22 protein-coding genes are annotated in these 19,958 nt (G+C 68.9%); 14 read left to right on the plus strand and 8 right to left on the minus strand.

The window, feature by feature from the left end:
• Nucleotides 1–4: 4 nt before the first annotated feature.
• Nucleotides 5–649, minus strand: coding sequence for an aa3-type cytochrome oxidase subunit III (ctaE, locus tag V6S02_RS05250; RefSeq protein WP_289263394.1), 645 nt, complete (start codon nucleotides 647–649; stop codon nucleotides 5–7).
• A 146-nt stretch (nucleotides 650–795) separates the two neighbouring features.
• Between ctaE and trpD the strand changes: the two genes are divergently transcribed.
• Genes trpD through V6S02_RS05280 form a run of 6 tightly spaced genes read left to right on the plus strand, consistent with a single transcriptional unit; the run spans nucleotide 796 to nucleotide 5,654 of the window.
• On the plus strand, nucleotides 796–1,860 hold the full coding sequence (gene trpD / locus V6S02_RS05255) for an anthranilate phosphoribosyltransferase (RefSeq protein ID WP_336400117.1): 1,065 nt from the start codon (nucleotides 796–798) through the stop codon (nucleotides 1,858–1,860).
• Complete coding sequence (locus V6S02_RS05260) at nucleotides 1,857–2,852, plus strand: PHP domain-containing protein (RefSeq protein WP_336400118.1); 996 nt, start codon at nucleotides 1,857–1,859, stop codon at nucleotides 2,850–2,852. The genes trpD and V6S02_RS05260 overlap by 4 nt, the downstream gene beginning before the upstream one ends.
• Nucleotides 2,807–4,147 carry an MFS transporter gene (locus V6S02_RS05265; RefSeq protein ID WP_336400119.1) on the plus strand — a complete coding sequence of 447 codons (1,341 nt, stop codon included), beginning with the start codon at nucleotides 2,807–2,809 and terminating at the stop codon, nucleotides 4,145–4,147. The genes V6S02_RS05260 and V6S02_RS05265 overlap by 46 nt, the downstream gene beginning before the upstream one ends.
• Nucleotides 4,144–4,668 (plus strand): hypothetical protein, encoded by a 525-nt coding sequence (locus tag V6S02_RS05270; RefSeq protein WP_336400120.1) that lies wholly within the window; start codon nucleotides 4,144–4,146, stop codon nucleotides 4,666–4,668. The genes V6S02_RS05265 and V6S02_RS05270 overlap by 4 nt, the downstream gene beginning before the upstream one ends.
• A gap of 57 nt (nucleotides 4,669–4,725) precedes the next feature.
• Nucleotides 4,726–5,160, plus strand: a complete 435-nt coding sequence (locus V6S02_RS05275; RefSeq protein ID WP_336400121.1) for a hypothetical protein — start codon at nucleotides 4,726–4,728, stop codon at nucleotides 5,158–5,160.
• Nucleotides 5,157–5,654 carry a DUF6226 family protein gene (locus V6S02_RS05280; RefSeq protein WP_336400785.1) on the plus strand — a complete coding sequence of 166 codons (498 nt, stop codon included), beginning with the start codon at nucleotides 5,157–5,159 and terminating at the stop codon, nucleotides 5,652–5,654. Before V6S02_RS05275 ends, V6S02_RS05280 begins: the two co-directional genes overlap by 4 nt.
• A 6-nt stretch (nucleotides 5,655–5,660) precedes the next feature.
• Here the strand turns inward: V6S02_RS05280 and V6S02_RS05285 are convergent, their stop codons facing one another.
• From V6S02_RS05285 to V6S02_RS05300, 4 genes are all read right to left on the minus strand, one after another.
• Nucleotides 5,661–6,590, minus strand: a complete 930-nt coding sequence (locus tag V6S02_RS05285; RefSeq protein WP_336400122.1) for a 5'-3' exonuclease — start codon at nucleotides 6,588–6,590, stop codon at nucleotides 5,661–5,663.
• A gap of 4 nt (nucleotides 6,591–6,594) precedes the next feature.
• Complete coding sequence (locus V6S02_RS05290) at nucleotides 6,595–7,719, minus strand: toll/interleukin-1 receptor domain-containing protein (RefSeq protein ID WP_336400123.1); 1,125 nt, start codon at nucleotides 7,717–7,719, stop codon at nucleotides 6,595–6,597.
• A gap of 114 nt (nucleotides 7,720–7,833) precedes the next feature.
• Complete coding sequence (locus V6S02_RS05295) at nucleotides 7,834–8,499, minus strand: hypothetical protein (RefSeq protein ID WP_336400124.1); 666 nt, start codon at nucleotides 8,497–8,499, stop codon at nucleotides 7,834–7,836.
• A 92-nt stretch (nucleotides 8,500–8,591) separates the two neighbouring features.
• Entirely contained in the window at nucleotides 8,592–9,110 is a 519-nt protein-coding gene (locus tag V6S02_RS05300; RefSeq protein WP_336400125.1) for a hypothetical protein, read from the minus strand.
• Nucleotides 9,111–9,317: 207 nt separating this feature from the next.
• Between V6S02_RS05300 and V6S02_RS05305 the strand changes: the two genes are divergently transcribed.
• From V6S02_RS05305 to V6S02_RS05320, 4 genes are read left to right on the plus strand one after another with little or no spacing between them, the layout of a single operon-like run.
• Entirely contained in the window at nucleotides 9,318–10,253 is a 936-nt protein-coding gene (locus tag V6S02_RS05305) for a hypothetical protein (RefSeq protein ID WP_124293049.1), read from the plus strand.
• Nucleotides 10,250–11,449, plus strand: coding sequence for an acylneuraminate cytidylyltransferase (locus V6S02_RS05310; RefSeq protein WP_124293050.1), 1,200 nt, complete (start codon nucleotides 10,250–10,252; stop codon nucleotides 11,447–11,449). Before V6S02_RS05305 ends, V6S02_RS05310 begins: the two co-directional genes overlap by 4 nt.
• On the plus strand, nucleotides 11,446–12,318 hold the full coding sequence (locus tag V6S02_RS05315) for an N-acetylneuraminate synthase family protein (protein WP_124293051.1): 873 nt from the start codon (nucleotides 11,446–11,448) through the stop codon (nucleotides 12,316–12,318). The genes V6S02_RS05310 and V6S02_RS05315 overlap by 4 nt, the downstream gene beginning before the upstream one ends.
• Before the next feature lie 13 nt (nucleotides 12,319–12,331).
• A complete protein-coding gene (locus tag V6S02_RS05320) occupies nucleotides 12,332–13,636 on the plus strand; it encodes a DUF6716 putative glycosyltransferase (RefSeq protein WP_336400126.1) in 1,305 nt (434 codons plus the stop codon).
• On the opposite strand, the gene V6S02_RS05325 is transcribed toward V6S02_RS05320, so the two are convergent.
• The 3 genes from V6S02_RS05325 to V6S02_RS05335 all read right to left on the minus strand — a co-directional run bounded on the left by V6S02_RS05325 (nucleotide 13,597) and on the right by V6S02_RS05335 (nucleotide 16,489).
• Entirely contained in the window at nucleotides 13,597–13,764 is a 168-nt protein-coding gene (locus V6S02_RS05325; protein WP_124293053.1) for a methionine/alanine import family NSS transporter small subunit, read from the minus strand. The two genes, V6S02_RS05320 and V6S02_RS05325, sit on opposite strands and share 40 nt — an antisense overlap.
• Complete coding sequence (locus V6S02_RS05330) at nucleotides 13,761–15,353, minus strand: sodium-dependent transporter (protein ID WP_336400127.1); 1,593 nt, start codon at nucleotides 15,351–15,353, stop codon at nucleotides 13,761–13,763. Before V6S02_RS05330 ends, V6S02_RS05325 begins: the two co-directional genes overlap by 4 nt.
• Before the next feature lie 92 nt (nucleotides 15,354–15,445).
• The gene (locus tag V6S02_RS05335; RefSeq protein WP_336400128.1) at nucleotides 15,446–16,489 is read right to left on the minus strand and encodes an FUSC family protein; all 1,044 of its coding nucleotides are present in this window, start codon (nucleotides 16,487–16,489) and stop codon (nucleotides 15,446–15,448) included.
• Between the two features lie 84 nt (nucleotides 16,490–16,573).
• Between V6S02_RS05335 and V6S02_RS05340 the strand changes: the two genes are divergently transcribed.
• The 4 genes from V6S02_RS05340 (at nucleotide 16,574) to rpsA (ending at nucleotide 19,910) form a co-directional block, all read left to right on the plus strand.
• On the plus strand, nucleotides 16,574–17,233 hold the full coding sequence (locus V6S02_RS05340; protein ID WP_336400129.1) for an SDR family oxidoreductase: 660 nt from the start codon (nucleotides 16,574–16,576) through the stop codon (nucleotides 17,231–17,233).
• A 48-nt stretch (nucleotides 17,234–17,281) separates the two neighbouring features.
• On the plus strand, nucleotides 17,282–17,779 hold the full coding sequence (locus tag V6S02_RS05345) for a MarR family winged helix-turn-helix transcriptional regulator (protein ID WP_124293057.1): 498 nt from the start codon (nucleotides 17,282–17,284) through the stop codon (nucleotides 17,777–17,779).
• 83 nt (nucleotides 17,780–17,862) lie between these two features.
• Nucleotides 17,863–18,252 carry a hypothetical protein gene (locus V6S02_RS05350; RefSeq protein WP_336400130.1) on the plus strand — a complete coding sequence of 130 codons (390 nt, stop codon included), beginning with the start codon at nucleotides 17,863–17,865 and terminating at the stop codon, nucleotides 18,250–18,252.
• A gap of 203 nt (nucleotides 18,253–18,455) precedes the next feature.
• Nucleotides 18,456–19,910: a 30S ribosomal protein S1 gene (rpsA, locus tag V6S02_RS05355; RefSeq protein WP_124293059.1), complete on the plus strand. Its 1,455-nt coding sequence runs from the start codon at nucleotides 18,456–18,458 to the stop codon at nucleotides 19,908–19,910.
• The last annotated feature ends 48 nt before the right edge of the window (nucleotides 19,911–19,958 follow it).

Below are 19,958 nucleotides of genomic sequence, written 5' to 3' on the forward strand. Positions count from 1 at the left end.
GCTCTCACTTGAGGAAGTAGATGACGAGGAAGAGGGCGATCCACACGACGTCGACGAAGTGCCAGTAGTAGGACACCACGATCGCCGACGTCTCTTCCTTGCGTCCGAAGTTGCGGACTGCGTACGCGCGCCCGATGACGAGGAGGAAGGCGATGAGACCACCCGTGACGTGCAGGGCGTGGAACCCGGTCGTGAGGTAGAAGGCCGACGCGTAGGAATCAGCGTCGATCGACATGCCTTCGTAGACGAGCTGGGCGTACTCCCACACCTGGCCCGACACGAAGATCGCGCCCAGCGCGAAGGTGAGCCAGAACCACTCGACCATGCCCCAGCGGTTCCAGAAGCGGTTCGACTTCACCGTGTAGGGCTGCGCCCGCTCGGCGGCGAAGACGCCCATCTGGCATGTCACCGATGACAGCACCAGGATGATCGTGTTGACGGTCGCATACGGGACGTTCAGCAGCTCGGTGCGCTCGGCCCAGAGCTCGGGCGAGGTGCTGCGGAGGGTGAAGTAGATCGCGAACAGTCCCGCGAAGAACATCACCTCCGAACCGAGCCATACGATCGTTCCGACGGCGACCGGATCGGGTCGCTTGACGGACCGCATGGCCTGGGAGTAGGTGGCAGGGGTGGTCGTCACGCTCCCCATTATGTCTGAGATCGGGCCGTCGATCGCCCAACGGATGAGGTCGATCTCTCACCGTCGAACCAATCCGTCGGCTTCGGGATCGCTGAGGTCAACCTCACAAAAGCCCACGAAATGCCCGGGCGGGGCTCGACAGTAGGCTGAGGGCCATGGCGGAGCTCTTTTCGTGGCCGGGCGTGCTGACGAGCCTGTTGGATCGACGTGACCTCAGTGTGTCCGAATCCACGTGGGCGATGCGTCGGATCATGCGGGGCGACGCGACCCCCGCGCAGATCGGCGGGTTCCTCACCGCCCTGCGTGCGAAGGGCGAGACGGTCGACGAGATCGTCGGGTTCCGCGACGCGATCCTCGAGGCCGCCGTGCCCCTTCCGGTCCCCGCCGAGGTGCTCGACATCGTCGGCACGGGCGGCGACAGGTTCGGCACCGTGAACGTCTCCACCATGGCGGCCGTCGTCGCCGCGGCATCCGGGATCCCGGTCGTGAAGCACGGCAACAAGGCGGCGAGCTCGTCCTCGGGCTCGTCGGACGTGCTCTCGGCTCTCGGCATCGACCTGACCCTCGACCCGGCCGCGGTGGCGGAGAGCCTCTCGCGAGCGGGCATCACCTTCGCGTTCGCGACGGCGTTCCACCCCGGGTTCCGGCACGCCGGCCCCGTGCGACGGGAGCTGGGCGTTCCCACGGTGTTCAACTTCCTCGGGCCGCTGTGCAACCCCGCCCGCGCCGAGGCGAACGCGGTGGGGGTGGCATCCCTCGACCGCGTGCCCCTCATCACCGGCGTCTTCCGCACCAGGGGCGCGACGGCCCTGGTCTTCCGCGGTGACGACGGGCTGGACGAGCTGACCACCACCGGCCACAGTCGACTGTGGGAGATCAGCCTCGGCGACATCCACGAGCACGACCTCGATCCCCGCGATCTCGGCATCCCGCTCGCCGACATCGACGATCTGCTGGGAGGGGAACCCGAGCACAACGCCGCCATCGTGCGCCGCGTCTTCGACGGCGAGAGCGGACCGGTCCGCGACATCGTGGAGCTCAACGCCGCCGCGGGCATCGTCGCCTACCGGCTCTTCCGCGACCCGGGACAGGCGGGGCGGCCGATCCTGGAGCGGCTGGCCGAGGCCCGGGATGTCGCTGCCGCGACGATCGACGACGGTGCGGCCGCGCGCAAGCTCGACGAATGGGTCACGACCTCCCAGGCGCTCGCGGGGGCATGAACCCCCACGAGGCGCTGACGGAGATCGCGCGACTTCTCGAGCGGGAGCGGTCGTCGCGATACAAATCCAAGGCCTTCCGCGTCGCGGCCGACGCCATCGCCGATCTCGATGAGGCCCAGCTGCGCGACACGGCCGCGCTGAAACGCCGGAAGGGGATCGGCGACTCCACCTTCGGGGTGATCCAGGAGGCGCTCGCCGGGAAGGTTCCGCAGTACTTGACCGACCTGCGCGCCAAGGCCGGGGAAGAGCGGGCGTCGCTGCTCCGACCGCTCCTGCGGGGCGATCTCCACGCCCACAGCGAGTGGTCGGACGGGTTGACCTCGATCGATCTGATGGTCGCCGCCGCGAACGACCTCGGGCACGAATACTTCGCGCTGACCGATCACTCCCCGCGCCTGCGTGTGGCGAACGGGCTGTCGGCGGAGCGGCTCCGCGAACAGCTCGCCGTCGTCCGTGCCCTCCCGCGGGAGGGCGTCACCGTCCTCACCGGCATCGAGGTCGACATCCTCGACGACGGGGGACTGGATCAGGAGACCGACCTGCTCCGGGAGCTCGACGTGGTCGTCGCATCGGTGCATTCCCATCTGCGCATGGACCGCGCGCCGATGACCCGGCGCATGGTCGCGGCCGTCTCCAGCGGCCGGGTGGACGTGCTCGGACACGTCACCGGACGGCTGGTCGAGGGATCGCGGGGAACGCGTCCGCCGTCGGAGTTCGACCCGCGCGCCGTGTTCGACGCCTGCGCGCAGCACCGGGTCGCGGTGGAGATCAACTCCCGCCCCGAGCGCCAGGATCCGCCCGATGACCTCATCGCGCTCGCCCTCGACGCCGGCTGCCTGTTCTCCATCGACTCCGACGCCCACGCGCCGGGACAGCTGTCGCTGCTGGACTACGGCGCCGAGCGTGCGGAGAAGGCCGGGGTGCCCGCCGAGCGGATCGTGACCACGTGGCCGTTGGAGAAGCTCCGGGAGTGGACGGGCTCGCGGCGGTGAAACGCGCGTTCCCCTGGTTCGTCATCGCCGGCGTCCTCACCGCCGCGCTGAGCCTGCGCGGCCCCATCGTCTCGCCCACGCCGGTGCTGCGCGACATCGAGGCGGACCTCGGCATCACCGGCGCGACCGCCGGGCTCCTCACCACCGCGCCGGTGCTGATGTTCGCGCTCCTCACCCCGCTCGCGGCGATCTTCGTCCGTCGGACGGGTGCCGAGATGGCGCTGCTCGTCTCGCTGTCGGGCGTGCTCCTGGGCACCGTGATCCGCTCGATCCCCGACTTCGGGTTCATGCTCGCCGGGATGGTGGTGATCGGGGCGTCCATCACCATCGGGAACGTCGTGATCCCCGTGATCATCCGTCGCGACGTCCCGCCCGCACGGGTCGCGGTGGTCACGGCCGGATACGCGGCGACGATGAACGTCGGGTCGCTCATGACGTCGTCCTTGACCGCACCGCTGGCGTCGCTCATCGGCTGGCCGTGGGCGCTGGTGTCGTGGTCGCTCATCACGATCGCGGGCATCGTGCTCTGGGGTGCGCATCTCGCGCGGTCGCGGCGACAGGGCGAAGACGCGCAGCGTTACTCCGGAGAGGTGACACCTGGGCGCGACGGCTCGGGCGGGGCATCCGCTCTCGACATCGACCCCGCCACGATCACCGGACCGCTGCCGGTCGTCGCCTCTCGGCGCGAGGAGAGGTCGATGATGCGCCGGCCCGTCACCTGGCTGCTCGTGGCGTCGTTCGGGTTGCAGAGCTTTCTGTACTACGGCCTGTCGACCTGGATGCCCGCGATCGCCTCCGATGAACTCGGGGTCGGGCCGGACACGGCCGGGGTGATCGCGTCGATCTATCAGGGGGCGGGAATCCTGGGAGCGTTCGTCGTCCCGTTCCTCGCCCGGTGGACGCCGCGGTTGGTGCCACCGGTGGTCATCTGCGTGTCGTGGGTCGTGCTGGGCATCGGACTGCTCGCCGCGCCGGAGCTGCTCGGCCTGTGGCTCGCGATCGGCGCCATCGGGCATGCGGGCGGGTTCGTCGTGATCTTCTCGGTGCTGGTCGCCGTGGCGCGCAGCGACAACGAAGCGGCGGGCCTCTCGGCTTTCGTGCAGGGCGGCGGGTACGTCGTCGCCGCCGCCGGCGGGCCCCTCTTCGGCCTGCTGCACGACCTCACCGGCAGCTGGACGCCGGCGCTCGTGCTCGTGCTGGCTCTCGTGGGGGTCTATTCCACGGTGCTGATCGGGGCTAGCGTCGCCTCCATGCGGAGCGGGCCGCGGGGAGGGACGAAGGGCGGACGAGGATGACGCGGCATCGACGTCTGGCTGATGCCGCCGTCCTGGCGGTCGTCCTGGGGTGCGTGATGACCGCCGTCGCCGGGTGTGCCGACGCGGGAGAGCATGTCGCGGGTCGATCCGGGGCGGGCAGTCCGACGCCGACGGCGGCGTGTCCTGCCGTGCCGGGGGTCGAGCTTCCGCCCGACTGTGCTCCTTATGACCCCGACGCCGCGATGGCCGCCAACGACGGCTATCGGGAGCGCATGCCGCTCTCGGACGAGGCTGTCGCGGCGAACCGTGAGCTGCTTCCGGAGGTCGTCGTGGCGTTGGACGCGCTGCGAAGCGACGGGGCGGTCACCCCGGAATCGGTCGTCGCGACGCTGCGGGACGCGGGGTTGACGGACGTGCAGACGCGAGGCGACGCGGACGATCTCCTCTTCGGGGCGCTGGGCGTGGCCGGCGGGTGCTTCTACGGGGAGATCTCCGCTCAGACGGTGCAGATCGAGGTCGGCGGGCTCATCCTCGACGGCGGCTGCCTGCCGGCGCAGTGACGTCGCGGTGTCTCCTGCACAGCGTTCCCGCTCGGTTGTGTCGGATAGCGTGGGCCGATGAGCACCGACCGCGTACGCGAGGTCCGCGTCCGCGCGGGGCGCGTGCAACCGTCCGGCTCCTGGATCTACGTCTGGATCGACGTCGCGACGAACGCCGTGGCCTACGTCGGCGGCACGGGGTTCGATCCCGAGCTGCGTGCATATCTGCACGTCACCAGCGACGACCCGGATATCGGTCGGATCCGCGCAGCGATCCCGCGGTACGAGGAGAGGAACTTCGACGTCCTCGCGTTCGCGGTGCCCGGCCACATCGACCGGGCCGAGGCGAGATCGGCGCTCGCCGCCGACGTGACGTGCGGCGGGCGGCCGGCGGCGTCGTCATCGCGGGGGGTCGCCGAGTTCGTCGGGCGCATCCTCAGCGAGCTCGACGCTCGCGGGGTGAAGAGGATGCGGGGCGACGCGGCGCGACCCGAAGACGGGTGGCCGAGATGATGTACGTGCGCCCGTCCTTCGCGACACAGACCTTCCGAGACCGGGACGGTCGCGTCATCGACTATGGCAACAGGTGGCACGGCTCGCCGCCGGACGTCGTGAGGGGGGTGCGGCTTCGGCCCGTCGATGCTTCGTGTGCCGCGCTGACCTTCATCTTCCACGACCGTCCGGGCGTGCATGTCCATGCGGGTCTCCTTCATGACTTCGCCTACCCGGTGTGTAGCTGTGATGCCTGCGACTCGACGTGGGAACACGAGGCGAATGAACTCGAACGACTGGTGCGTGCGGTGGTGAACGGTCACTACAGGGAAGCGATCTCTTTCCGGGAGGGAGACCCCTGGCTCGCTTTCGCATTCGAGTCGCCGGACGGCCGTTCATCCGGGGGATTCCGAGCGCAGGGCATGTCGCGAGAAGAGGCTCAGATGGCGCTCGACGCCCTCCAGAGCATCTCCGGACCGTGGTCTGCCTGGCCGCCCGCCTCGACGGTGGTGTGAAGGCAGCTACGCGCCTGCGACGCCGATCGCCGCAAGGACGCGATCCATCGAACCACCCAGCGCCCAGCGTTCGGCGAGCTCGCGCGCGGCCGCCGTGGCAGTGGAATCGAGGGGGGTCAGGTCGTCACCGGTCACCGTGAGATCGAGATCGCGCGCCACACCGACGACCCGCGGAGCCACCTCGAGGTAGGGGAGCGCCGCCAGGATCTTGGACCGCACCCCCGCAGACATCCCTTCGCCGGCCTCGGCCGCTGCGATGATCCCCGCGAGGTCGCCATGCTGCGACAGGAGGCTCGCCGCGGTCTTCTCTCCCACGCCGCTCACGCCGGGAAGGCCGTCCGAGGTGTCACCGCGCAGCGTGGAGAAGTCGGCGTACTGGTCGGGTCGAACCCCGTACTTCTTCTCCACCACCTCGCCGGTGACCACTTCGAGATTGCTCATTCCGCGGGCCGTGTAGATGACGCGAACGTCGCGTTCGTCGTCCACGAGTTGAAAAAGGTCGCGGTCACCGGTCACGATGTCGACCGGCACCGTCGCAGTCGTCGCCAGCGTACCGATGACGTCGTCCGCTTCGTAGTCGGATGCCCCGGCGATGGGAATCCGCAGCGCCTCGAGCGTCTGGCGGATCATCGGCACCTGTGCTTCGAGCGGATCGGGCACCACCTCGACATCGTGCCCGCCCGCGACGATCTCGGCGACGCGATGCGCTTTATAGGAGGGAATCAGATCGACACGCCACTGCGGGCGCCAGTCATCATCCCAGCAGGCCACCAGTCGCGTCGGCTCGTACGTCGTGACCAGCTTGGCGATGATGTCGAGGAAACCACGTACGGCGTTCACCGGCGCGCCGTCGGGTGCCTTGACCGTGTCGGGCACGCCGTAGAACGCGCGGAAGTACAGAGACGCGGAGTCGAGCAGCATCAGGCGATCCGGCATGAAGCTACCCTTCCACCAATGCTCGATCTAGCGCAGCGTCACTGCAACCGAAGTCCAGATTGTCGATGAGCGACACCCAACCGGCCATGACCTCTTGGGCCTCCAGAATCAAGGTGACTCCCTGGCGCATCTCCCGAATGACTGGTCGGATTTCGCGCGAGAGGCTCTCTAGTGCTGCCGCATTCTCGAGCATCCGTTGAAGGGGCGAGAGGCCGGTTGCAGCGGAGGCAGAGAGCTGCCGCACCTGAGCGAAGAAACGGCAGAACACGTCGCGGTTCTGTGGTTGGCTGGGCGCTGTCTCGATGATCGTTCGGACACCGACATCCATGTCATGAAGCTTGAGCGTAAATGCTTCGCCCAACCTCGCGAGTTCAGCCGCCGGAGACGCGAGTTCCCCTGAGAGATCGCGGACAACGCGAAGGCGCCATACGAAGGGTGTCGTCCCCGACGGGACGGCCTCGAGCCGCGGCGTGTGGGCGGTGGTTACCCTGCCCACTCTCGCGATCTGCTCCGCAATCTCGTTCGACATGCTCGCGAGGGCGGGCAGAGACTCCTCATAGGACGCGAGGATGTCGAGCGTCCCGGGCGCGTCCAGCTCCTCAGCGACCTCGAGGGTGGCCTCGGTCGCCTCACGCGTCTCGGCGACCCTATTCGCCAGCACGAGACGCTGAGCCAACTCGTGGACAGCTCTCCGGTAGGAGCCATCGGTCCGATCACTGAAACGCAAGTCACGCCAGTCGACCCACTGAAACGATCGCGCAAGCTCGACCAGCTCGTCCTCGCCCTCATTGAATGGCAGATCTGCATACAGGACGGGGAGTAGAAGTGCACGCAAGCCGAGTTGGTCTGCGCGCCGAGAGAAGGTCTGTAGCTCGGCCCTGCAGGCCGCGCTCGCGAAGTAGCGAGGGGTGAGCACGGGAACGAAGAACGCGATAGTCGCTAGCGAAGTTTCAATCCGCTCGCGCCACTGCGCGCCCCACTCCAGGGAGTCCCGGTCGAGAAAGAGCTCGATCGACTCGCCGGTCAGCAACTCAAATTGCGCTGCGATATCCCGGCCAAGCTGGGCTATACGCCCACCCTCTGCATCGTCGTCAGCGTGGACATAGGACCAGAATCCGGAGAGCGTCACTTCATCTCCGTACGAGGCAGTTGCTCTTGCAACATACGGACGCGGAGTCGAGCAGCATCAGGCGATCCGGCATGGGCACATCCTGTCACGTCGACCGAGTTCAGTTGCGTCAGATCAACAGCCCGGACCGGCCGGGTCCTCACGGCACGTCCGGTCGACCAGTGCCGTTCGCACCTCGCGGACGTCGACCTCGTAGCCTCCGGCCGACGAGGTGACGACCCCGGGCACAGGGCGCCACGTCGACCCGAAGGTGACGGCGGCGGTGTACTCCACCGTCACCGCCACCGGGTACACCCCGCGCTCGGCGTAGACATGGCTGGTTGCGGTCGGAGTGAACTGCGGCTGCCCGAGGGCCGACCACGACGACCCGCCCGAGGAGGACCGCACGGTCGTGCCGTCGCCATAGGAGAAGACGTATGCCGCCGGCTCGAACCGGACGACCACATCCCAGCCGAGGATCTCGCCGGGGATCTCCTGCGCGCTCGCGGATGCGTACACATTCGTCGGCATCCCGACCACACCGAACCCGGATGGTTCACCGCCGAGGAGCGGCACCGCCGGACGGAATGAGGCGAGATCCTCGATCGTCACCTCGGGAGGAGCCTCGACCTGATAGTCGATGTCGCAGCGCCGCAGTTCGACGACGCAATCGGGTTCGACGGGATCGGCGACGTCCGCACTCTCGGATCCACCTCCGCGGCGACCCTCGCCGATCTGCCCACCGCCGCCGCCCGAGCCCGTGCTCGCGCCGACGTTGACCTCGGTGCCGGTGTTGCCCACTTCGCAATGCGTCCACATGTTCGAGCCAGCGCACCCTTCTGACGCAGGAGCGACGATGCCCAGCAGCGCGCTAAGTGAGACTGTGCCAATCGTCAGCCAGCGCATTCAGCGCTCTCCACCGCAGTGCTCTTCGATACGGTCAGACCTGTGTCAGTTGTCCCCGAACTCTCGAATTCGAGCTCAACCGCATAGCGGTCCGGACGAGTTTCGGGGACGACAGTGGAGCCGGACGCATCAACAACGTCGACTGCTGAGACATCGACGCATGCCAACGCCGCCACGGCGGCTGGGGGGTCAGTTGAGGAGGAAACGGGCGCGAAACTGACGAGTAGGGAATCTCCCGTCTTGCGCCATCCTTTGGCCGCCAACTGCGTGAGACTCTCGCGTTCAGTGGCGTTTGCGGCGCCGGTCGTCCATTCGTAGACGGGCTCGAAGGTCTCGGGATCGCTCAGGTCGACGGCGTTCAGTGCCTCGACGTAGTTGCGGTACGTCTCCTCGGCGGCGGCGAAGGCCTCTTCCTCTGTCACGAAGGGCCCCTGAGACTCCACCGGCTCGGGCTGCGGTGCGCACCCCGTCACGAGCGCGAACACGGAGACGAGGCTGAGCGTCACACCCGCGACACCCCTCACCGTGCTTCGTGCCCCTGATCCGACCCGGCTTTTCACGGACACCACCGTAGTCGGCGTCAACGCGCACCCTCGGAGTTATCCACACCCGACACCGGCACCGGACGTTCACCTGCTCGTCGACCGACCGACCCCCCGGGGAGTCCCCACCGTTCACCTGAGCGCTCGACGCTGGACGCTCTGGGAGGTGGCATGAACCGAGACGCCGTGCTGGCGTGGGTGGAGTCACCCCTGCAACTGATCGGCGCCGCCGAGTGGGCGGCCGCACATCGCACCACCATCCCGGTCGCGGGCCGTCTGACGCCGCAGATGTCGGAGACGGCCGACCTCCTCCTCGCGCGCGGGGCGCGGTTCGGTGAGATGGATCCCTACCTCGGCATCCCGTGGAAGCTGCTGGCGCAGCATCCGCACTGGCTCGTCGGCGACGGATTCTCGGGACAGTTCCGTCTCGCTGCCGCCATCCTCCGTCCTCGCACCCTCACCTTCCTCGACGACGGCGCTATCGCGCTGCCCTTCGCCGACACCCTCCTTCAACGCCGCCCCTACGCTCGCCCCCACGTGACCGAGAAGGGGCTGACCTCTCTCGTCGCGCCGTTCGCCGCCGAGGCGATCGCCCGCCGCGCCCGCTCCCGTGCCGCGCACCTGTTCACGGCCTTCGACCTCGGCCCGGATCGCACGGCCGCGCTCGCCGACCGCGGCTTCGCCATCGAGCGGCACCGGTTCGCCTGGACGCGCGCGACAGCCTCCGCGCCGGTCGATCTCGGCGCCCGCGTGATCCTCGGCAGCGCCCGCCCGGTCGACGGACGGATGACACGTGACGCCTACCTCAGATGGCTCGCCGAACTCGCCGCGGCCGCGCCGACCGGCGCCGAACCTGCGACCTACCTCCCGCACCGGCGCGAGACCGCCGAACAGCTCGACGCCGTCCGCCGCGTTCCGGGTGTCGCGGTCGCCGAGGCATCCGTCCCCGTCGAGCTGATCCTCGCCGGCGCGACCCGACCGCTGCAGCTGCACACCCTTCCCTCGACGACCTCGACCACTCTCCGCCTCGTCCTCGCCGGCAGCGGCTCGACCATCAACGGTGAACCGGTGCCGACCGACCAGACGCGGGCGGGGGCCGAACGATGAGCGACGTCGTCGCGATCATCCCGGCCCGGGGCGGATCGAAGGGCGTTCCCCGCAAGAATCTGCGTCGCGTCGGCGGCATCCCGCTCATCGGCCGCGCCATTCAGGCAGCCCGGCGCTGCGATCTCATCGACCGCGTCTGCGTTTCGACCGACGACGACGAGATCGCCGCCGTCGCGGAAGAGTGGGGGGCCGAGGTCATCCGGCGCCCCGCCGACCTCTCGGGCGACACCGCGAGCTCCGAGTCGGCGATCCTGCACGCCCTCGACGACCTCGAGGCGCGCGACGTCAACGTCGGCGTCGTGGCGTTCCTGCAGGCCACCTCGCCGTTCATCGACAGCGAAGCCCTCGACGGTGCCATCCGCCTGGTGCAGCAGCGCCGCCGCGACAGCGTGTTCTCGGCGATCGAGACGTACGGCTTCCTCTGGCGCAAAGGCACGGGCGACTGCGCCGAAGCGATCAACCACCGCGCCGATCACCGTCCGCGCCGGCAGGACCGTGAACCGCACTACCTCGAGACGGGCGCGTTCTACGTCATGCGAGCCCGGGGCTTCCGCACCATCCGGCACCGCTTCTTCGGCAGCATCGGAATCGCCACGGTGCCCGAGCGCACCGCGATCGAGATCGACTCCTTCGCCGAGCTCGAGCTCGCCCGCGCCCTCGCTCCTCTCGTCGACGCGCCCGAACCTCTCGATGTCGATGCGGTCGTCACCGACTTCGACGGCGTGCACACCGACGACACCGTCACGGTCACCGAGTCCGGTGTCGAGGCGGTGCGCGTCAGCCGCTCCGACGGCATGGGCGTCGCGCGCCTGCGCGCCGCGCAGATCCCCTTCCTCATCCTCTCGACCGAGGAGAACCCGGTCGTCAGCGCCCGGGCGCGGAAGCTCCGCGTCGAGGTCGTGCAGGGCGTCGCCGACAAGGCCGGGGCGCTCCGCAGCTGGGCCGATGCCGCACGCATCCCGCTGTCTCGCATCGCCTACCTCGGCAACGACGTCAACGACGTGCCCGCGATGGACATCGTGGGCTGGCCCGTCGCCGTCGGCGACGCCGACCCCGTCGTCCTGAGCGCCGCTCGCGTCGTCCTCGACCGCCACGGTGGCGACGGCGCCGTGCGAGAGCTCGCTGAGCGCGTGCTCCGCGCCCGCCGCGGCCCGACATCCCTTCCCTACCTCCAGGAGAACAGGACCACCCCATGACCGTCACCATCGGCTCCCGCGTCATCGGAGGCGGCCACCCCGCCTACATCATCGGCGAGATCGGCCTGAACCATAACGGCGATGTCGAGATCGCCAAGCGCCTCATCGACGTCGCCGCCGACGCGGGCGTCGACGCGGTGAAGTTCCAGAAGCGCACCCCCGAGATCTCGACGCCCGAGCACATGCGCGACATTCCGCGCGAGACGCCGTGGGGCACGATGAGCTACCTCGACTACCGGCGCCGTGTCGAGTTCGATCGCGATCAGTACATCGAGATCTCCGACCACGCGATCCTGCGAGGACTGGAGTGGTTCGCCTCGCCCTGGGATGTGCCGAGCGTGGCGTTCCTGGAAGACCTGGGCGTCGGCGCGCACAAGGTCGCCTCCGCCTGCCTCACCGACCGTGCCCTGCTGGGCGCCCTCCGCGACACCGGCAAGCCGGTCATCCTCTCCACTGGCATGTCGACCATGGCGCAGATCAGCGCGGCCGTCGACGCCCTGGGCACCGATGACCTCGTACTGCTTCATGCCACCTCGACCTACCCGATGGAGCCCGACGAGGCCAACCTGCGCATGATCCCCGCACTGCGCGACCGGTTCCCCGGAGTGCCCGTGGGGTACTCCGGTCACGAACGCGGCCTGCAGGTCTCGCTCGCCGCGGTCGCGCTGGGCGCGGTCGCCGTCGAACGCCACATCACGCTCGATCGCACGATGTGGGGCTCCGACCATGCCGCCTCCCTCGAACCCGCCGGCCTGCAGCACCTCGTGCGCGACATCCGGATCATCGAGGCAGCCCTCGGTGACGGCGTCAAGCGCGTGTACGACAGCGAGCGGGGCCCTCTGGCCAAGCTCCGCCGCGTCCCGACGTGACAGGTTCTCTCACATGAGAGGGTCCGCCGATGGGTCAGCGCCACCGCGGAGGATCCGGGTCGTCGGCATCGCCGACACCGATTCGTACGTGAAGTGGGCGGCGGCGCTCGTGGGGAATGCTCCGGCCACCTGGGACCGCTCGATGCGAATCCTCGACACGCCGCTGGCGGTCTCGGACGACCAGCTGCGCGCCGCCCTGACGACGAGCGGCCTGCCCGCCGACGCCGTCGTCCGGCTGACGCTCGCGCAGCTGCGGGAGAGCGTTGCCGACGACCCGCCGGATGTCGTGATCATCGGGGCCCGCGGCCCACTGGCCCGGGTTCTCGTGCGTCTCCTCGCCACCCTTCCGGGGCGACCGGTCGTGGTGACGGGGCTTCCGGGCATCTCGGTCCCCGCCACCCGGAAGGCTCTGTTCTACCGGCAGGGCGCCGATCTGTTCGTCGTGCACTCCCGGCGCGAGCGGACGGAGTTCGCAGCGCTGTCGGTGACCACCGGACTTCGCCACCGCTTCGCCCTGGCCACCCTGCCGTTCGCCGCGGCGGCCGCGCGGGCGGGTGGTCAAGGGCATGCCCGCGGGGCGACCGACATCGTCTTCGCCGCCCAGGCGATCGTGCCGAGCGACCGGGACGACCGCCTGAGGCTGGCCGTCATGCTTCGAAGACTGGCGTCGGCGGACGACTCACGGCGCGTCGTGATCAAGCTCCGCGCCGCAGAGGGGGAGCATCAGACCCACCTCGAGCGCGACGCGTTTCCCGAGCTCCTGCGTTCGCTCGGTGAGCCACCGGAGAACCTCGTCCTGTCGACGGCGCCGATGCAGGCGGCCCTCGATCAGGCCGCCGGGCTCGTCACGGTCAGCTCGACCGCGGCGATCGAGGCCATCGCCCGCGGCATCCCGGTTCTGGCGCTGGACACGTTCGGCGTCTCGCCCGCGCTCATCAACGTGGTCTTCGAGGGCAGCGGCCTGCTCGGGGGCGAGGACGATCTGCTCGCGGGCCGATTCCGGCTTCCGTCGACGTCGTGGTTGCAGGAGAACTACCTGCACGACCCGGAAGAGGATGACTGGATCGCGGCCGTCGAGCGGTTGGTGGGGTTCCGGCGACAGGGACTGCTGGCCGACCCCGCGCTGCCGGCGGGACGAGGGGGGCGCCTGCGTCTGGCCTGGGAGCGCAAGTCCGTGCTCGGTGAGATGGATCGTTCACCGGCCGGGCGATGGGCGCTCGTCGTCGGCGTTCCTGCGCGGAGCGTCGTCCGGACGGCGCGGCGCGTACGCAACCGGCTTCAGGTGTCGCGTTCGGCCGGACCGATGTCTTCGCGGTGATCATCCGTCCCACCCGGAGGGTACTCGGTGGGCTCGGGGCGCGAGCGAAGGAAGAGGATGCTGACGGCCAGCCCGCCCCAGACGATGATGATCGACAGGATCAGGAACGTGATGGCGAGACCGGTCATTTCGCGTGCTCCTTCCGATTCGCCGCCTGGCCTTCGGGCGGGAAAGACGGCCACGCGCGGAAGTCATCCGGCGAGTCGCGCCACTTCAGCGCCGACATGACGATGGCAGCGACCACGATGAACCCGATCGTTCCCCAGCCGAACACCAGCAGGTACCACTCGGGAAGACCGCCGTATCCTTCCACGATCAGCACGACGATGCGCTGGATCAGCATGTAGGCCAACACGATCGGTGCCAGCACGCCCACGAGCAGCACCCACACGCGCCCGACCTGGAACGTCGACACCGCGTTGAGGTGGTAGCGGAGTTCGGGGCCGCCGCGCAGCACCCAGATCACCACGATCGTGGTGAGCACCGCCGAGGCGACGATCCCCACATTGTTGGCGTACTGATCCGTGACGTCGAGGGCCAACAGGCCGGTGGTGGTGGAGAAGAGCAGGATCGACAGCACCGCCGAGACCGAACCCACGGCGGTGGCCGCCACCCGCGGTGTCAGGCGGAATTTCTCTTGGAACGCCGCCGAGACGACCTGCAGGACCGAGATCAGCGACGTGAAGCCGGCGAGGGTGAGGGAGCCGAAGAACAGGCATCCGAACAGCGGGCCGCCGGGCATCTGCGACACGATCGCGGGGAAGGTGATGAACGACAGCCCCACCCCGGTCAGGCCCTCGAGTTCGGCGACCTGGATGCCCTGCTGGAAGGCGAAGAACCCCAGCGTGGCGAAGACGCCGATGCCGGCGAGGATCTCGAACGACGAGTTCGCGAACGCCACGACCAGGCCGGGCGAGGTCAGATTCGACCGTCGACGCCGGTAGGAGGCGTAGGTGATCATGATGCCGAACGCGATCGACAGCGAGAAGAAGATCTGGCTGTACGCCGCGATCCACACGTTCGGATCGCCCAGGGCCGCCCAGTTCGGGGTGAACAGGGCGTTCAGCCCGTCGGCTGCGCCGTCGAGGAAGAGGGCGCGGATGACGAGGATCAGGAAGGCCGCGACGAGGAGGGGGAGGAAGATCACGTTCGCCCGCTGAAGGCCCTTGGCCACTCCCGCGGCGAGCACCAGGATCGCGGCGATCCACACCAGTGCAAGGGGGATGAGCACGCCCGGCACGAACTCCAGGCTCAACCCGGGGTCGCCGACCTGCAGGTAGTCGGCCTGGAAGAAGGTCGCCGGATCGTCGCCCCAGCGCAGGTCGAACGAGAAGACGAAGTAGCTGAGCGCCCAGGCGATCACGGCCGTGTAGTAGAGGCCGATGACGAAGGCGATCGCCACCTGGAACCATCCGAGCGACTCGGTGAAACGTCCGATCGATCGGCCGATCCGCCGGAACGCGGTGGGCGCGGCACCACGGAACCGGTGCCCGAGGGCGTAATCGAGGAACAGGATCGGGATGCCCGCGGTCAGGAGCGCGACCAGGTAGGGGATGAGGAACGCCCCACCGCCGTTCTCGTAGGCGACCCCCGGGAAACGCCAGATGTTGCCGAGGCCGACCGCCGATCCGATGGCCGAGAGGATGAAGCCGACCTGGCCGGTCCACTGCTCCCGGGGCCGGACCGCAGCCGAAGGGGCGGGGGCGTTCTGGGTCACTGTCGTCCTCCGTCGTGGCTGTGGTGCGTCACCGCGGTGCCCCCGCACGCTACCAGCCCCGAGGACGGGCGACACCCCTCATTCGGCCCTCGTTACGGATTGCCTTCGCTGAGCTGATCGTGGATCCGGCGCAGGTCCTCCATCAACGAGCCCACGACGATCCAGTTCGTCGCCGATGGTGCGGTCAGTTGCAGGGGTGCCGTGAGCGCCGGGATCGTCGTCGTCGCCGTCGGCTCCGCGCCACCCGACCGGGGCGCGCGGCGCAGATCCAGGCGGATGTCGTGCGCCGCGCGACGCAGCTGATCGGCGATCGCGACGACAGCGGGCTCGGTGGCAAGGCTGGCGTCGTAGTGGTCGTAGACCGCACGCGTCATCCCGATCGTCTGGGTCACGATAGGACCGAAGACGGCGAGGAGCTGCTCGACCTCGCCGAGCTCGCGTCGATACCGCCGGGCCCGCGGATTGAGGGAGAGCGAGTCGCGCGCCGTCGCGATGGCCTCATCGGCGTCGACCACCATCGGTCGCAGCAGCCGAACGGTGAGCATGAGCTCTTCGATCTGCGGACGCGTCTGCTGCGTCGTGAGCGCATCGGCGAGGCGTTCGAGGGATCGAGCGAGTTCCTCCCCGACCCGGTCGACGGCCTCGTGTGCGGGAGTCACGGCGACCGGCGGCACCATCACGATGTGCACCACCATGCCGATGATCGCGCCGATGATGGTCTCGAGGATGCGGTCGACGGCGTAATCGGGGGTGGTGGCGCCCAGGGCGAGCACGAGCACCGCGCTGATGGCGACCTGGTTCGCCGTCCCCGCGGTCACGCGAGCCGCCCACGCCACGATCAGGGCGACGATGATGGCGACCAGGACCACCCAGGTGGCGTCGCCGAACACCATCCCGAGCCCCGAGGCGATGGCCACACCCACGATGACGCCGACGCTGCGTTCGATCGCCTTCGCGAACGACTGGTTGAGGCTCGGCTGCACCACGAGAAGCGCGGCGATCGCGGCGAACACCGGGGGAGGACCCTGGATCAGCCAGCCGGCGACGAGCCAGGCGGCCACGGTCGCGATCGCCGATTTGGCCACCTGCAGCAGAGGCGCGCGACGCGGGGCGCGGATCGCCGAGGTCAGTCGCATACCTCAACGCTAGCCACGTCGGGCGGGGTTGACAGCGCCGACGCCGCCCGATGGGCTGAGGGTTCGTCGAAAGAAGGAGAGCGGATGTCTCGGGTGCTGGTTTTCGGTGGACACGGCAAGGTTGCGATGCTCCTGGCGCCGCTGCTGGTCTCGCGTGGCGACGAGGTGACCGCGGTCATCCGGAATCCCGCTCACGTCGGCGAGGTCGAGGGCACGGGTGCGACGCCCCGCGTGGCCGACATCGAGCAGCTCGACACCGAGGCGCTCGCCGAGCTGGTGGCGGGCCACGACGCGATCGTCTGGTCGGCGGGCGCCGGCGGCGGTGACGCCGCGCGTACGTATGCGGTGGACCGCGATGCGGCGATCCGCTCGATGGACGCCGCGGGCCAGGCCGGTGTCGAGCGCTACGTGATGGTGTCGTGGCTGGGATCGAAGGCCGATCACGGCGTGCCCGAGGACGACGACTTCTTTCCCTATGCCGACGCCAAGCTCGCCGCCGACGATCATCTGCGCGGCACCGGTCTGGAGTGGACCGTGCTCGGACCGGGGGCGCTCCTGGACGAACCCGGCACGGGACGAATCACCATCGATCCGGACGGCCGCGGTGCGGTGCCGCGCGCAGACGTCGCCGCCGCCGTCGCGGCAGCGCTGGTCGAGCCCGCGACGGTCCGGCGGACACTGCGATTCGGCGGGGGAGAGCAGCCGATCGCCGAGGCCTTCGTCGCCGCATCCGACGCGCGGTAGCGCCGCGGGACGCAGCTCACCCCTCGTGGCGTCCGCTACGGTCGAAGTATGAGCGGGGAGGCCCGGGAGAGGGATGACGACGTCGATCTGCTGATCGACGCGTGGTCCCGTCGGCTCCCCGACGTCGATCTCACTCCGCTCGATGTCATGTCGCGACTGCGGCGCGTCGCGCTCCGACTCGCCCGCCTGCGCGCCGAGGCCTTCTTCAGCGCAGGCCTGTCGGTGTGGGAGTTCGATGTCCTGGCCGCTCTCCGTCGCGCAGAGGATCCTCACGAACTGAGCCCTGCCCAGCTGATCGAATCCACCATGATCGGAAGCGCGGCGATGACCAACCGTCTGGAGAAGCTCGCCGCGCGCGGCCTCGTCGAGCGGCGGCCCAACCCGCGCGATGGTCGGGGCGTGCTCGTGCGCCTGAGTCCCGAGGGCACCGAGCGCGTCGACGCCGCGATGACGGAGCTGGTCCGCCGGGAGGCCGAGGAGCTCGCGGGCCTGTCGCGCGAGGAGCAGGGTCTGCTGACCCGTCTCCTGGGGCGTCTCCTGGTCTGAACCGAACACGCGGTGTCGTCGTCGCGCATCCCTGCGCCGCCGCATCCTTTCCTTTCCGCGCCCTCTCCTGCCATGGTGAGTTCATGCGCAGCCCGAAGCTCGTCCTGGCCGTCCTCTCCACGGCGGCATTCGCCCTTTCGCTCAGCGCCTGTGCACCCGGCGCGGCGAATCCCGGGAGCACGTCGGTGATCGCCCCCGTCACCGAGTCGGCCAACGATCTGCAGGGGGCCACGGTCGAGCTCGTCGTCGGTCAGGTGCTCAACATCGACACCGGTGACCTCGCGATCGACAGTTACGAGGGCGAGGTCGCCGATCCCGCCGTGGCGGAATTCGTCCAGGGGAGGGATGACGGCAGCGCCACCTTCAACCCGGGGGTGCGTGCGCTCGCCGAGGGCACGACGACGGTCACGATGACGAATCAGGACGGCGGGATCCAGCCGTTGGAGTTCACCGTCGAGGTCTCCGCGGGCTGACGCTCTCTGATAACCTGAAGTGTCACGCGTGTGACGGTTCCACCATGCCCGGTTTCGATCTCGGGATGACGTGTGGGCCGGTGCGCCACATGTGACGCCGTACGACCACAATCCGCTCCGCCTCGGGGCCGGATCCGACCGCTTTCGCGTGCGGACCAGGCAGCCGAGGCCCGAACACCACACCACCAAGGACAACCCACTACATGACTACCGCAACGACCGCCCCGGCCACCAAGCAGGTCGCGATCAACGACATCGGATCTGCCGAGGACTTCCTGGCCGCGGTCGAAAAGACCCTGAAGTTCTTCAACGACGGAGACCTCATCGAAGGCACCGTCGTGAAGATCGACCGCGACGAGGTCCTCCTCGACGTCGGCTACAAGACCGAGGGTGTCATCCCCTCGCGCGAGCTTTCGATCAAGCACGACGTCGACCCCAACGAGGTCGTCAACGTCGGCGACCACGTCGAGGCGCTCGTCCTCCAGAAGGAGGACAAGGAAGGGCGCCTGATCCTGTCCAAGAAGCGCGCACAGTACGAGCGCGCCTGGGGTGACGTGGAGAAGATCAAGGAGACCGACGGCGTGGTTACCGGCCAGGTGATCGAGGTCGTCAAGGGTGGCCTCATCGTCGACATCGGCCTGCGCGGATTCCTCCCCGCTTCGCTCATCGAGCTGCGCCGCGTCCGCGACCTCACCCCGTACCTGGGTCAGGAGATCGAGGCGAAGATCCTCGAGCTCGACAAGAACCGCAACAACGTCGTGCTCTCGCGTCGTGCTCTGCTCGAGCAGACCCAGTCCGAGTCGCGCACCACGTTCCTCAACAACCTGCACAAGGGCCAGGTCCGCAAGGGAACGGTCTCGTCGATCGTCAACTTCGGTGCCTTCGTCGACCTCGGCGGCGTGGACGGCCTCGTGCACGTCTCCGAGCTGTCGTGGAAGCACATCGAGCACGCCTCCGAGGTCGTCGAGGTGGGCCAGGAGGTCACCGTCGAGATCCTCGAGGTCGACCTCGACCGCGAGCGCGTCTCCCTGTCGCTGAAGGCGACGCAGGAGGACCCGTGGCAGGTCTTCGCCCGCACCCACGCGATCGGTCAGATCGCGCCGGGCAAGGTCACCAAGCTCGTGCCGTTCGGTGCGTTCGTCCGCGTCGCGGACGGCATCGAGGGTCTCGTGCACATCTCCGAGCTCTCGGGCAAGCACGTCGAGCTCGCCGAGCAGGTCGTGTCGGTCGGCGAAGAGGTCTTCGTCAAGATCATCGACATCGACCTCGAGCGTCGCCGCATCTCGCTGTCGCTGAAGCAGGCCAACGAGTCGGTCGACCCCTACGGCACCGAGTTCGACCCGGCCCTCTACGGCATGGTCACCGAGTACGACGAGAACGGGGAGTACAAGTACCCCGAGGGCTTCGACCCGGAGACCAACCAGTGGAAGGAAGGCTTCGACGAGCAGCGCGAGGCCTGGGAGCAGGACTACGCCGCCGCACAGGCGCGCTGGGAGGCCCACAAGGCCGCCGTCGTCAAGGCCCTCGAGGCCGAGGCGAACGCGCCCGCGGTCGAGTCGACGGGTTCGTCCTCGTTCTCGTCCGACACGTCGGGCGGCGGAACGCTGGCCGACGACGAGGCGCTCGCTGCGCTTCGTGAGAAGCTCTCTGGTCGCTGAGCTCGCACCATCCGCGCACAGGGCCGGAACCCGTCACGGGTTCCGGCC

This window comes from Microbacterium sp. CCNWLW134 (assembly GCF_037083565.1).
GTDB lineage: Bacteria > Actinomycetota > Actinomycetes > Actinomycetales > Microbacteriaceae > Microbacterium.

Coding starts and splice junctions, on each gene's coding strand:
- V6S02_RS05260 (WP_336400118.1), top strand. CDS start 1,857: ATGAACCCCCACGAGGCGCTGACGGAGATCGCGCGACTTCTCGAGCGG.
- V6S02_RS05280 (WP_336400785.1), top strand. CDS start 5,157: ATGATGTACGTGCGCCCGTCCTTCGCGACACAGACCTTCCGAGACCGG.
- V6S02_RS05285 (WP_336400122.1), bottom strand. CDS start 6,590: ATGCCGGATCGCCTGATGCTGCTCGACTCCGCGTCTCTGTACTTCCGC.
- V6S02_RS05305 (WP_124293049.1), top strand. CDS start 9,318: ATGAACCGAGACGCCGTGCTGGCGTGGGTGGAGTCACCCCTGCAACTG.
- V6S02_RS05315 (WP_124293051.1), top strand. CDS start 11,446: ATGACCGTCACCATCGGCTCCCGCGTCATCGGAGGCGGCCACCCCGCC.
- V6S02_RS05275 (WP_336400121.1), top strand. CDS start 4,726: ATGAGCACCGACCGCGTACGCGAGGTCCGCGTCCGCGCGGGGCGCGTG.
- V6S02_RS05325 (WP_124293053.1), bottom strand. CDS start 13,764: ATGACCGGTCTCGCCATCACGTTCCTGATCCTGTCGATCATCATCGTC.
- V6S02_RS05320 (WP_336400126.1), top strand. CDS start 12,332: ATGAGAGGGTCCGCCGATGGGTCAGCGCCACCGCGGAGGATCCGGGTC.
- V6S02_RS05310 (WP_124293050.1), top strand. CDS start 10,250: ATGAGCGACGTCGTCGCGATCATCCCGGCCCGGGGCGGATCGAAGGGC.
- ctaE (WP_289263394.1), bottom strand. CDS start 649: ATGGGGAGCGTGACGACCACCCCTGCCACCTACTCCCAGGCCATGCGG.
- V6S02_RS05350 (WP_336400130.1), top strand. CDS start 17,863: ATGCGCAGCCCGAAGCTCGTCCTGGCCGTCCTCTCCACGGCGGCATTC.
- V6S02_RS05270 (WP_336400120.1), top strand. CDS start 4,144: ATGACGCGGCATCGACGTCTGGCTGATGCCGCCGTCCTGGCGGTCGTC.
- rpsA (WP_124293059.1), top strand. CDS start 18,456: ATGACTACCGCAACGACCGCCCCGGCCACCAAGCAGGTCGCGATCAAC.
- V6S02_RS05335 (WP_336400128.1), bottom strand. CDS start 16,489: ATGCGACTGACCTCGGCGATCCGCGCCCCGCGTCGCGCGCCTCTGCTG.
- trpD (WP_336400117.1), top strand. CDS start 796: ATGGCGGAGCTCTTTTCGTGGCCGGGCGTGCTGACGAGCCTGTTGGAT.
- V6S02_RS05340 (WP_336400129.1), top strand. CDS start 16,574: ATGTCTCGGGTGCTGGTTTTCGGTGGACACGGCAAGGTTGCGATGCTC.
- V6S02_RS05345 (WP_124293057.1), top strand. CDS start 17,282: ATGAGCGGGGAGGCCCGGGAGAGGGATGACGACGTCGATCTGCTGATC.